Genomic DNA, 11,438 nt, shown 5'->3' with positions numbered 1-11,438 from the left:
TCACTTGCCGATCAGGGGGAGCTGAACGGTGTCCCACGGGATGTCGGGCAAGACTCCGAGGACGACGAGTAGCACGACCACGGCGGCCAAGGCGACGGCCGCGTAGTCGGGGAGCGGAGTACGGGGTTTGGTGGACATAAACCCTAGTAGAGCGATGAACTTACTGCGGTTGCCCGCCGTCTCGGGATCCGGACGGACTCGCGATGGCCTCGAGGAGGGACTCCTCGGCGCCGGCGAGGTGGTGGCGCAGCTCCTCGACGCACTCCTCGAGGTCGCCGCGCTCGAGCAGGCGGATCAGCTTGCGGTGCGAGGCGACCTGCTGGCGGGCGTCCTGGCGGAGCGCGTCAACCCGGGCCAGGGCGAGCCTGGCCTCGCCGGTGATCGAGTCCTGGGTGGCGATCAGCCGCTCGCTGCCGGTCAGGGCGACCAGGCTGCGGTGGATGGCCAGGTGGGTCTCGGTCATCGCCTCCGGGTCGGCGCCGTCCTGGGCGGTCGCGGCGAAGGTCCGCATCGCCTTGCGGACCCGCTCGCGGGCCAGGTCGTCGGCGTCGAACCAGGCCCGGATCCCGGCCGACTCCAGCACGAACCGGGCGTTGCAGATGTCGGCGACCGCGGCCGGGTGCAGGATCGCGACGCTGACGCCCTTGTTCGGCTCGCGGATTGCGAGGCCCTCGGTGACCAGCATCGTCATCGCTTCGCGGACCGTGCTGCGAGCGACGCCGAGCGCCTCGGCCAGCGGTTGCTCGCGCAACGGCGTACCGGGCTCGAGGTCGCCGGCGAACAGCGCGGAGCGCAGCGCGTCGACCACCCGGTCCACGGTGGTCGAGCGGTCTACCCGCAGCCGTTCGTACATAGAAAGATTCTCTTCCAATCCGCCGCCGTTGTCGCGTGCGGCACGGTCCGAGCGGCAACCTGTGGATAACTCACGACACGACACCGTCGATCTGAGGGACGATCTGCCTCTGTGTAGTCACCGCCCGAGGAGATCAGGATGGAGAACAAGACCCCGCTGGTCGTCGTGGGTGTGCTGGCAGCGGTCTTCCTTCCGCTGATCATCGTCGTGGCATTGATCGTCGGCAGCCTGATGAGCCTTCCGGCCAACGCCGGCGGTTGCCCGCTGGTCGGCAGTAACGAGCAGCAGCAGGCCTTCAACTACTTGGTCGCGAACGGCTACTCGCCGGAGCAGGCCGCCGGTGTGGTCGGCAATATGATCGAGGAGTCCAGCGGAGTCCACCCGATGATCCTGCAGAACACCGAGGCGACGGACCTCACCCACGCCAAGGACGCGGAGCACAGCGAGCTTGGTTGGGGCATCGTGCAGTGGACCCCGGCAGGCAAGCTGATCACCAACTCGCGCGACGCGGGCGTGCCGTACGAGACCATCGAGACGCTGGCCTACCAGCTCGACTTTCTGCGCAGGCAGCTCATCGGCGAGACCGCCGTACCGGAGAAGGCGGCCGGTGACTCACTGCTGCGGACGAAGACGGTGGAGGAGGCGGCCTTCGTCTTCGCCGACGAGTACGAGCGGTTCGGCGGCCACGAGGATCCGAACGCCCCGACGTACGCGCTGCGGAAGACCTCGGCCGGCAAGGTGTTCGACCTGTACGCCAGTGGTGCCGGCACAGGCCCAGCGACGGCTTGTGTGGGAGGCGGCCAGATCGACGCCGTCGCGAAGAACCTGGCCTGGCCCACCGACGGGCACGACGTGCCTCGCAGTGGGACGAACGCGTCCGACGCCAGGAAAGCCAAGCCCGAGTACGTCGCGGCGCTTAAGCAGTACAACGATCCGACCGGCGAGCGTGCCTACACCGACTGCGGGCGGTTCGTCGCGACCGTGATGCACCTGAGTGGCGCGGACGCGACGTTCCCCGAGGTCTCGACGGACATCCAGCGCACCTACCTGGAGGGCTCCGGCAAATACGACCGCTGGTACGGCGTGCCACCCGGCGGAATGCAACCGGGCGACATCCTGAACGGGCCCGGCCACACCTACCTGTACGTCGGGCCGTGGGGCGCCGAGGGACAAGGCTTCACCACGGCGTCCGCATCACTGTATGGGCGCGTGCCGGAGGCGGGGTATCTGTACGGCATCGCCGACCCGGCGCACGGCGACTTCACGGTCTACCGGCTGAAGACGTGAACCGGCGACCGTTGCTGATCGGCGCCGCCGTGCTCGTCATCGTGCTGCTAGGCGGCTTCCTGGCCTTCCGGGACAGTGCCGAAGGGCATGACTGGAAGTCGGAGCAGGGGCGCGAGTTCGAGGCCGAGGCGGGCCGGCGGTTCGACCAGACCCAGGAGCGACTGGTGCAGCGCTACCCGATCATCCGTCGGCTGCCCTACATCGGCCCCGGCTTCGAGGTGAACTACGTCGGCTCGAAGTCCGAACCGGACAACCCGATCGCGATCTCGGTGACGGTCGAGACGTGGACCGCCACTGGGAAGGACAAGGCGCTGCAATGGATCCAGGAGGACGGGACGGATCCCGCCACCCTGGACCTCATCTACACGGTCACGAAGTAGTCAGGCCGGGAGGTGCAGTTCGCCGCCGGGTGCGGCGAGGGCGGTGAGCGGGAAGTCGAGCGGATTCGTCAGGCAGCGCGCCGAGCCGCCACCCTTGTGGAACTCGCTCAGGTCGACCAGCACCACACGCAGGCCCATCCCGGTGAAGATCTCCCGCAGCCGCGGTGAGCAGGCCGGCATGATGATCGTCTCGTTCACCACCAGCGAGTTGCCGCTGAACGCGAAGGCTTCCTCGTCGGTGAGCACGATCGGGTTCGGCACGATGCCGGCCAGCTCGGCCTGGCTCGCGGCGTCGAAGGCCGGCGGGTAGATCATCGCCGTCGTGCTGTCGACCGGGCAGAACGGCAGGTCGAGGTGGTACATGCCCTCGTGGGCGATCCGCAGCCCGCGGACCCGGATGTCCCACTGCGTGGCCAGCTGCTTGAGCGCGTCGGCCTCGGTGCGCGGGCCGTAGCCGACCACCAGGCTGTCGCCGAAGACGAAGGCATCCCCGGACTCGAAGTGCGGCCCGACGTCGTCGCTACCGGTGCGGCCGAGGTCGAATCCGTGACCGACGAACCAGTCGCCGGCGGTCAGGGACTCCTTGCGCCGGGGCTCGAAACGCATGTGCGAGAGCATCGCCCGGCCGTCGGCCGTGGCCAGGCCGAGGTTCATCGCGTAGACCATGTCGGGGGAGTCCGGCCGCTGGGCCAGCACCTCGACCTCGCCGCCGGCGTCGACGATCGCCTGCCGCAGCGAGTCCCACTGCTTGAGCGCGAGCTCGGCGTCCGGCTGGTCCTGGGTCGACATGTACGGGTTGATCACGTAGTCGATCCGGAAGTGGTCCGGGCGGACCATCAGATACCGGCGACCCCACTCCAGCGGCTGTCCCATGAACACCCCTCCAACTGACCCTGAATCCCTGCCACACGCAGTGCTGTTTACAGGGGCAGGATTCCCTGATTGTCCGACAATCAGTCAGTGTGCAGGGAAGTCTTCCCGCGCGCAACACGGTCCTCGTCACATCGCCCGGCAGGGTCTGGCCGGAGTCTGGTGTCAGGACTAACCTGCGGCTATGACTCCTGACCATGGACTCCCCCCGGGCGTGCGCTTCCGTGGCTGCCTGGACGATGTCGCGGCTTACAAGCCCGGCCGTCCGCCCGCGACCTCGGACGACCGGCCGTCGTACAAGTTGTCCAGCAACGAGAATCCGTATCCGCCGTTGCCGGGGGTGCTGGCCGCCGCCACCGACGCCGCGCAGCATATGAACCGCTACCCGGACATGGGGGCGGCCGACCTGCTGGAGACGCTCGCGGAGCGGCTCAAGGTGCCGGTCGACGACTTCGCCGTCGCGACCGGCTCGGTGGCGCTGCTCTACCACCTGCTCCAGGCGGCCGTCACGCACGGCGACGAGGTCGTCTACGCCTGGCGCTCGTTCGAGGCCTACCCGATCGCCGTCCAGCTGACCGGCGCGACGTCCGTCCAGGTCCCGCTGACCGAGGACGCCCGGCACGACTTGAAGGCGATGGAGGCGGCGATCACCGACCGGACGAAGGTCGTCCTGGTCTGTACGCCGAACAACCCGACCGGACCGGTCGTCCACCGCGACGAGCTGCTCGCGTTCGTCGAGGCCGTGCCGCCGAACGTGCTGATCGTGCTGGACGAGGCGTACCGGGAGTTCGTCCGCGACCCGGAGGTGGTCGACGGGGTCGAGGTCTACCGCGACCACCCGAACGTCGTCGTACTGCGCACGTTCTCGAAGGCCTACGGCCTGGCCGGCTTCCGGATCGGGTACGCCGTCGGGCACCCGCCGGTGGTCGCCGCGATCCGCAAGTGTGCGCTGCCGTTCGGTGTCAGCTTCATCGCGCAGGCCGCCGCGCTGGCCTCGCTGCACGCCGAGGACGAGCTGCTCGCCCGGGTCGAGGACCTGGTCACCGAGCGGACCCGGGTGGTCGAGACGCTGCGGGACGCGGGCTGGCGGGTGCCGGACACCCAGACGAACTTCGTCTGGCTGGATCTCGGCGAGGAGACGCTCGACTTCACGGCGGCCGTTCAGGCCGAGGGCGTGTCGATCCGCCCGTTCCCGGGGGACGGTGTCCGGGTCAGCATCGGGGAGCGCGAGGCGAACGACCTGTTCCTCCAGGTCGCCTGCGCCTGGAAGAAGGCATAAGCAGTGTTGACATAAAAACCCGGCCCTCGCTGGGACGAGGGCCGGACATGAGTGCGGCGCCGGGAAGAGTGAGGCTTGTTCCCGGCGCCGCTGATAGTGCTTCCGAATCAGTCACCCCACCGAGGTGGCTCGTTCGGGTCCTGCATCACTGACCAGGGAGAAGGTCAGTTGTTCTGCGACGTGCCCTGCTCGCAGGTCTTCAGCGAGTCGATGGCCTGGTTGTTGTCGCCCAGACCCAGCAGCGCGCCGATGGTGTCGACGGTGCCCGCAGCGCCGATGACCGAGCCGGCGACGTCGTTGTGGCACGCCTGGAACGGGCCGACGCGGTTGTCGGAGACCGAGATCAGGTCGTCGTTGCCGACGCGGTACCACTTGCTGTTGTCCTGCTTGGTGCCCTGCTCGCAGGTCTTGACAGCGGTGATGCTGCTGTTGTTGTCGCCGAGGCCGACGATGGCCAGCACGTCGTCACCGGTGATCGCGGCGCCGATGCCGTTCAGGGCAGCCTTGTTGTCGCAGGCCTGGAACGGGCCGACGCGGTTGCCGTCGACGCCGACGAGGCCGCCGTCACGCTTCACGAAGTACCAGGCCTTGCCGCCGTGACCGTAGCCCTTGGAGGTCGACGAAACCTGGTCGGCCAGGTTGGTGGCCTGCGACGCGCCGTCGAGCATGTTGGCGCTGACGACAGTGGCCAGGCCGAGGGTGGCGACAGTCGCCACGGCCGCGGCAGCGGCGATCTTGCGAGTTACCTGCATTGTGCCGGTATTCCTTTCGGGTTTGACGGGATCGTCTTAGTGGTAACGACACCTGGCACGGCCGGTTACAAACTTTTTTGTCAGCTATTGACATCCCGCCTGAAATGACCGCGAACCCCATAGCCGACCGGTGATGAGTTCCTTGACGGGGCAGGTAACTCGCCTCTGACCAGGCAACTTGTGAGAGATCGTCAGGTTGCGGGACCGAGTGGAAGTTGTGTCGGGGTCAGCCGTAACCGGCCCCTGCCTTCGTCGTTGAGTCAGCGCGGGTGACGGAAAAATTCGGTGATTCGGAAGATTGTCGTCGATGGGCTCGGTGGCCGTCGAATAGGCAATACCACGATGAATCGGAATCGTCGGAACCATTGCCGGAGTTTCGCGCCGTGTTTTTTCGGGGCAGGGCGCGACGACCCGGCACTTTGGCCCGCTGCCGCGCGCATCGGCAGCGGTGGGAGACCCGGGTCCATAGGGCCCGGGTCCTTCCTTTTCCCGACTAGGACGCCCGCGGGCGGCGTTCGGCCGTGACGACCAGCGCGACCCCGCTGATGATCACCGCGCCCCCGGCCAGCAGTCGCCACGTCAGCGGCTCGTTCAGGATCAGCCACCCGAGCAGTACGGCGACCGCCGGGTTCACGTAGGCGTAGGTCCCGATCAGCGAGATCGGCGCGTTGGCCAGCAGGAACGAGTACGCCGAGTAGGCCAGCAGCGACCCGAAGACCACCAGGTAGGCGAGCGCGATCCAGCCGCTGCCGTGGATCCGGTCGAGGTGCAGGCGGCCCGGTTCGCCGCGGATCACTCCGAGCAGGATCATCGCCGTACCGCCGAAGAGCATCTCGTAGAGAGCGGTCACCAGCGGGTCCTTCGGCAACCCGAGCCGTGGCGAGAACCGGGAGCCGGTCGCCCACGAGATCGTGCCGACGACGATCAGCGCGATCGACAGCGGCTTCGCCGTCGTGTCACCCCCGGACAACGCCAGTACGGCGACGCCCGCGAACCCGATCAGGACGCCGACCCAGGTCAGCGCGCGCGGCCGCTCGCCACTGCCGACGCGCAGCGCCATCAACCACAGCGGTGTCGCGGCGACCAGCAGCGCGGCGAGCCCGGAAGGCACTGTCTGCTCGGCGATCGCGACCGCGCCGTTGCCAAAGGCAAGTAAGAGGAGACCGACGACCGCGGCGCCGAACGCCTCGCGGCGGGTGATCCGGAGCCGCCGCCAGCCGGACTTCAGGCCGAGGATCAGCGCGAGCAGCGTGCCGGCCACCAGGAAGCGGCCCGCCATGCTGAGCATCGGCGGCATCTCGGCCTCGACCACGACCCGGATGCCCAGGTAGGTCGAGCCCCAGACGACGTACACGATCGCGAGCGCCGACCAGATCATCGCGCTGGACGCTGTCCGGCCGCCGGTCGCGGACGGGGCTGCCGGAGCGGGAGCGGCCATCGGATGTACCTCCGGGAACGTCAGGGGCGTCAAGCAAAGACGATACTTACGTTAGAGGGTGCCCGGCGGGGAGTTCAAGAAGCTTTCCTGCCAGCAGCAAGGGTTTTCCTGCCAGGGGTAAAGGGGTGGGTGGCGCATGTCACAGTCGCCGGATCGACGCTCGGACGCGGCGCGCGGAGGCGAAAAACCGTACCAGTGGGTGGACTGGTGTCTCGTGTCGAGACCGATTTCGGTACCGCCGTACCCGCGAGCGTCCAGACTGTTAGCGGATCAGGCAACTGCTCGGTACGGTGTGCCGCAAGTGGTGTGCATCAACCCCTGGATCCATGCGGTCCTGCCTGCGAAGCCTCACCCGGCGGAAAGGCCGGGCCCGTGCAACGTTGCGGTCGCGGCGATCCCGCGCTCGAACCCGAGGAGTGCATGTTGAGTGAGTCTGTCCCGGGGACTCCCCCGGAAGTGTTCGCACCCGTCGAGGTGCCGGTCAGTCCTTCCCAGCCTCCCGAAGAGGTCGAGTTCGTCCAGCTCCTGACGCCCGAAGGCGAGCGCGTCGAGAACCCGGACTACGCGTTCGAGCTCGACGACGAGGCGATCAAGGGGTTCTACCGGGACATGACCCTGGTCCGCCGGATCGACACCGAGGCGACCGCCCTGCAGCGTCAGGGCGAGCTCGGCCTGTGGGCGTCGCTGCTCGGCCAGGAGGCAGCGCAGATCGGCTCCGGTCGCGCGCTGAACAAGAAGGACATGGTCTTTCCGACCTACCGTGAGCACGGCGTCGCGTACTGCAAGGACGTCAACCCGCTCAACCTGCTCGGCCTGTTCCGCGGCGTCGACCAGGGCGCGTGGGACCCGGCGGACAACAACTTCGCGCTGTACACGATCGTGATCGGCGCCCAGACGCTGCACGCGACCGGGTATGCGATGGGTCAGCAGCGTGACCACGCCGTCGGCGACGCCGACACCGGCGAGGCGACGATCGCGTACTTCGGCGACGGCGCCAGCAGCCAGGGCGACGTGAACGAGGCCTTCATCTACGCCTCCGTGTTCAACGCACCCGTGGTCTTCTTCTGCCAGAACAACCAGTGGGCGATCTCGGAGCCGATCGAACGGCAGTCCCGGATCCCGCTGTACCAGCGCGCGGCCGGCTTCGGCTTCCCCGGCGTCCGCGTCGACGGCAACGACGTCCTCGCGACGTACGCCGTCACCCAGCAGGCCCTCAAGCGGGCCCGCGAGGGCAGCGGCCCGACGCTGATCGAGGCGTACACGTACCGGATGGGTGCGCACACCACCTCCGACGACCCGACGAAGTACCGGCTGTCCGAGGACCTCGAGCACTGGAAGCTCAAGGACCCGATCGAGCGCGTGCACGCCTACCTGACCCGGCACGCGGGCGTCGAGCACGAGTTCTTCGAAGAGGTCGAGGCCGAGGCCGACAAGGTCGCGGCCGAGCTCCGGGCCGGCTGCCTGGCGCTGCCGGATCCGCAGATGACCGACTTCTTCCAGCACGTGTACGTCGAGGAGACGCCGCAGCTGGCCCAGCAGCGTGACCAGTACGCCGCCTACGCGGCGTCGTTCGAAGGGGAGGGCTGAGCGATGGCGAAGACCACTCTCGGCAAGGCCATCAACGCCGGTCTGCGGGCCGCGATGGAGGCCGACCCCAAGGTCATCATGATGGGCGAGGACATCGGCAAGCTCGGTGGCGTCTTCCGGATCACCGAGGGCCTGCAGAAGGACTTCGGTGAGGACCGCGTCATCGACACCCCGCTGGCCGAGTCCGGGATCATCGGGACCGCGGTCGGCCTCGCGATGCGCGGCTACCGGCCGGTCTGCGAGATCCAGTTCGACGGGTTCGTCTTCCCGGCGTACGACCAGATCATCAACCAGGTCGCGAAGATGCACTACCGGTCGGCCGGCAAGATCAGGATGCCCGTCGTGATCCGGATCCCGTACGGCGGCGGTATCGGCGCGGTCGAGCACCACTCCGAATCGCCGGAGACGCTGTTCGCGCACGTCAACGGACTCAAGGTCGTCACCTGTGGTGACCCGGTCGACGCGTACTGGATGATCCAGCAGGCGATCGCCTCCGACGACCCGGTGATCTTCTTCGAGCCGAAGCGGCGCTACCACGAGAAGGCCGAGCTGGACGAGACCGTCCCGCCGGCGCTCAAGCTGCACCAGGCCAAGGTGGTCCGCGAGGGCGCCGACGCGACGCTGTTCTGTTACGGCCCGATGGTGAAGACCTGCCTGCAGGCCGCCGAGGTCGCGGCCGAGGACGGGCGCAACCTCGAGGTCGTCGACCTGCGGAGCATCTCGCCGTTCGACCTGGCGACGGTCTTCGCCTCGGTGAAGAAGACCCGGCGCGCGGTCGTGGTGCACGAGGCCACGCTCTCGTTCGGCCCGGGCTCGGAGATCGCCGCGCGCGTCTCCGAGGAGTGCTTCTACCACCTGGAGGCGCCGGTCCTGCGCGTCACCGGCTATGACACCCCCTACCCGCCGTCGCGGATGGAGGAGGAGTACCTGCCGGACCTGGACCGCGTGCTGGACGCCGTCGACCGAGTGATGGGGTACTGATGGCGATTCAGCGCTTCAACCTCCCCGATGTCGGTGAAGGTCTGGTCGAGGCCGAGATCGTCAGCTGGAAGGTCAAGGTCGGCGACACGGTCAAGCTCAACGACACCGTCGTCGAGATCGAGACCGCCAAGTCCCTGGTCGAGCTTCCGGTCCCGTTCGCCGGCACCGTGCACGAGTTGCTGGTCCCCGAGGGCGAGACGGTCGACGTCGGTACGCCGATCATCGCCGTACTGACCGATGCCCCCGAGCCGGCCGCCGTACCGGACGAGCCTGCCGACACCGGCCGGACGGCGAACCTGGTCGGCTACGGCCCGCGCGCTACCGAAGCCAAGCGCCGCCCCCGCAAGGGCGGTGGCGCCCCGGCGCCCGCTCCCGCCGCTCCGGTGGTAGTGCCAGTGGCCGCGCCCCAGCCCGCCGCGCCGGCTCCGGTGGCAGCACCAGTTGCAGTGGGCAACGGGGTGGCGACGCATGTGCTGGCCAAGCCGCCGGTGCGCAAGCTGGCCAAGGATCTGGGGATCGACCTCGCCACTGTGTCGGCGTCCGGGCCGGGTGGAATCGTCACCCGCGCAGACGTCGAGGGGCATGTGGCCGCTCCGGCGGCTGCGGCTCCGACGTACGAGGCTGCGCCGGTGGTTTCCGGGCGCGGGGACACTCGCGTGCCGGTCAAGGGTGTGCAGAAGGTGATGTCACAGGCGATGGTGGCCAGTGCGTTCACCGCGCCGCATGTGACCGAGTGGATCACGGTCGACGTCAGCGCCACCATGGAGCTGGTCGATCGGCTCAAGGCCGACAAGGCGTTCCGCGACCTGCGGGTGTCGCCGTTGCTGATCGTCGCGAAGGCGGTCACGCTGGCGGCCCGCCGGACGCCGATCATCAACGCCGTACTGGACGAGCAGGCGCAGGAGATCGTCTACAAGGGCGCGGTCAACCTCGGCATCGCCGCGGCCACCCCGCGTGGGCTGATCGTCCCGAACATCAAGAACGCCGACACGCTCACCCTGCCGGAGCTGTGCGCCGCGCTGGGCGCTCTGGTCGCGACGGCCCGCGAGGGCAGGACCTCACCGGCCGACCAGGCCGGCGGTTCGTTCACGATCACCAACGTCGGCGTCTTCGGCATCGACGCGGGTACGCCGATCATCAACCCCGGCGAGTCCGCGATCCTCGCCTTCGGCGCGGTCCGTAAGCAGCCCTGGGTGGTGAACGACGAGATCGTCCCGCGGTGGATCACCACCTTGGCCCTCTCGTTCGACCACCGCCTGATCGACGGCGAGAAGGGTTCCACCTTCCTCGCCGACGTGGCCGGCATCCTCGAGGACCCCGCCCGCGCCCTGATGTTCTGAAAGGACACCGCCTCCGGCGGCGACTGTTCATCGGCGCGACCACCCCGTGTGGTCGCGCCGATTCGCCTTCAGCTCGGTCCTCGGCCCGCAACACCGGCTACCGAACTACCCGCTTGCGTGGCATGTCGGCTGGTCAGTAGCCCCTCCGCTCCGAAGGTGCTCGTCCCATCCGGCCGCTCGGATCCGGCCGACGGCGTACGCGGTGGTTATTGCCGGTTGCGGGGATCTACTGCCTCCGGGGGCCTGTTGCGATTTGGCGGCTGCTCTTCTCCGAACCGGTTTGGGGGAGCGGGATCGCGACGGGTGTTCGGTAGCGAGGGTTGAGGGCTTTGTCTGGACAGGAACCCCTCCGTCCCGAATGTGCTCGTCCCGTCCCGCCGCTCGGATTCGGCCGGTGGCGTACACGGTGGCTGTTCGCCGCTGCGGCCGGTTTGACTGAGACGGGTGGCTGGGGCGGTCTTCGGCGGGCCCGGATGGTGCGGTCGGTGACCGAGGTTCCCCGTCGCCTGTGGCTGACGGGCTGTGGTTGCTCCCGACGATCAGGAGGCCTGGTAGCTGGCCCGTCGCGGTGGTTGCTCCCGACGATCAGGAGGCCTGTCAGGTGACTCGCCGCCGCGGTTGAGCACGGCGGTTCGGGTCGCCTGCCTCGCCTGCCTGGCCTGCGGAAATTG

Annotated in this window: 11 protein-coding genes; 6 read left to right on the top strand and 5 right to left on the bottom strand. The window is 68.3% G+C overall.

What is annotated here, in order from left to right; genetic code table 11:
* Together OG474_RS15035 and OG474_RS15030 are read right to left on the bottom strand one after the other, a co-directional pair.
* Entirely contained in the window at positions 1 to 138 is a 138-nt protein-coding gene (locus OG474_RS15035) for a hypothetical protein (protein ID WP_405062901.1), read from the bottom strand.
* A gap of 22 nt (positions 139 to 160) precedes the next feature.
* A complete protein-coding gene (locus OG474_RS15030; RefSeq protein WP_405062900.1) occupies positions 161 to 853 on the bottom strand; it encodes a GntR family transcriptional regulator in 693 nt (230 codons plus the stop codon).
* Between the two features lie 138 nt (positions 854 to 991).
* Here OG474_RS15030 and OG474_RS15025 point away from each other — a divergent pair, with 138 nt between their 5' ends.
* On the top strand, positions 992 to 2,140 hold the full coding sequence (locus tag OG474_RS15025; RefSeq protein ID WP_405062899.1) for a phage tail tip lysozyme: 1,149 nt from the start codon (positions 992 to 994) through the stop codon (positions 2,138 to 2,140).
* Complete coding sequence (locus OG474_RS15020; protein WP_405062898.1) at positions 2,137 to 2,520, top strand: hypothetical protein; 384 nt, start codon at positions 2,137 to 2,139, stop codon at positions 2,518 to 2,520. The genes OG474_RS15025 and OG474_RS15020 overlap by 4 nt, the downstream gene beginning before the upstream one ends.
* Here the strand turns inward: OG474_RS15020 and OG474_RS15015 are convergent, their stop codons facing one another.
* A complete protein-coding gene (locus OG474_RS15015; RefSeq protein WP_405062897.1) occupies positions 2,521 to 3,393 on the bottom strand; it encodes a dimethylarginine dimethylaminohydrolase family protein in 873 nt (290 codons plus the stop codon).
* A gap of 181 nt (positions 3,394 to 3,574) precedes the next feature.
* Here OG474_RS15015 and hisC point away from each other — a divergent pair, with 181 nt between their 5' ends.
* On the top strand, positions 3,575 to 4,669 hold the full coding sequence (gene hisC, locus OG474_RS15010; RefSeq protein WP_405062896.1) for a histidinol-phosphate transaminase: 1,095 nt from the start codon (positions 3,575 to 3,577) through the stop codon (positions 4,667 to 4,669).
* 164 nt (positions 4,670 to 4,833) lie between these two features.
* Here the strand turns inward: hisC and OG474_RS15005 are convergent, their stop codons facing one another.
* On the bottom strand, positions 4,834 to 5,421 hold the full coding sequence (locus OG474_RS15005; RefSeq protein ID WP_405062895.1) for a hypothetical protein: 588 nt from the start codon (positions 5,419 to 5,421) through the stop codon (positions 4,834 to 4,836).
* A 493-nt stretch (positions 5,422 to 5,914) separates the two neighbouring features.
* Positions 5,915 to 6,892 (bottom strand): EamA family transporter, encoded by a 978-nt coding sequence (locus OG474_RS15000; protein WP_405062894.1) that lies wholly within the window; start codon positions 6,890 to 6,892, stop codon positions 5,915 to 5,917.
* A 390-nt stretch (positions 6,893 to 7,282) separates the two neighbouring features.
* Here OG474_RS15000 and pdhA point away from each other — a divergent pair, with 390 nt between their 5' ends.
* The 3 genes from pdhA to OG474_RS14985 are packed head-to-tail and all read left to right on the top strand — an operon-like array spanning position 7,283 to position 10,767.
* Positions 7,283 to 8,446: a pyruvate dehydrogenase (acetyl-transferring) E1 component subunit alpha gene (gene pdhA / locus OG474_RS14995; protein WP_405062893.1), complete on the top strand. Its 1,164-nt coding sequence runs from the start codon at positions 7,283 to 7,285 to the stop codon at positions 8,444 to 8,446.
* A gap of 3 nt (positions 8,447 to 8,449) precedes the next feature.
* Positions 8,450 to 9,427: an alpha-ketoacid dehydrogenase subunit beta gene (locus tag OG474_RS14990; protein WP_405062892.1), complete on the top strand. Its 978-nt coding sequence runs from the start codon at positions 8,450 to 8,452 to the stop codon at positions 9,425 to 9,427.
* Positions 9,427 to 10,767 carry a dihydrolipoamide acetyltransferase family protein gene (locus tag OG474_RS14985; RefSeq protein WP_405062891.1) on the top strand — a complete coding sequence of 447 codons (1,341 nt, stop codon included), beginning with the start codon at positions 9,427 to 9,429 and terminating at the stop codon, positions 10,765 to 10,767. The genes OG474_RS14990 and OG474_RS14985 overlap by 1 nt, the downstream gene beginning before the upstream one ends.
* Positions 10,768 to 11,438 lie beyond the last annotated feature (671 nt).

It is taken from the genome of Kribbella sp. NBC_01505 (assembly GCF_045040285.1).
GTDB lineage: Bacteria > Actinomycetota > Actinomycetes > Propionibacteriales > Kribbellaceae > Kribbella.
This window is presented reverse-complemented; position numbering and strand designations above follow the sequence as displayed.

Excerpts from the sequence above, each read along its gene's own strand:
- OG474_RS15035 (WP_405062901.1), bottom strand. The coding sequence starts at position 138 with ATGTCCACCAAACCCCGTACTCCGCTCCCCGACTACGCGGCCGTCGCC.
- OG474_RS15030 (WP_405062900.1), bottom strand. The coding sequence starts at position 853 with ATGTACGAACGGCTGCGGGTAGACCGCTCGACCACCGTGGACCGGGTG.
- OG474_RS15025 (WP_405062899.1), top strand. The coding sequence starts at position 992 with ATGGAGAACAAGACCCCGCTGGTCGTCGTGGGTGTGCTGGCAGCGGTC.
- OG474_RS15015 (WP_405062897.1), bottom strand. The coding sequence starts at position 3,393 with ATGGGACAGCCGCTGGAGTGGGGTCGCCGGTATCTGATGGTCCGCCCG.
- hisC (WP_405062896.1), top strand. The coding sequence starts at position 3,575 with ATGACTCCTGACCATGGACTCCCCCCGGGCGTGCGCTTCCGTGGCTGC.
- OG474_RS15005 (WP_405062895.1), bottom strand. The coding sequence starts at position 5,421 with ATGCAGGTAACTCGCAAGATCGCCGCTGCCGCGGCCGTGGCGACTGTC.
- OG474_RS14990 (WP_405062892.1), top strand. The coding sequence starts at position 8,450 with ATGGCGAAGACCACTCTCGGCAAGGCCATCAACGCCGGTCTGCGGGCC.
- OG474_RS14985 (WP_405062891.1), top strand. The coding sequence starts at position 9,427 with ATGGCGATTCAGCGCTTCAACCTCCCCGATGTCGGTGAAGGTCTGGTC.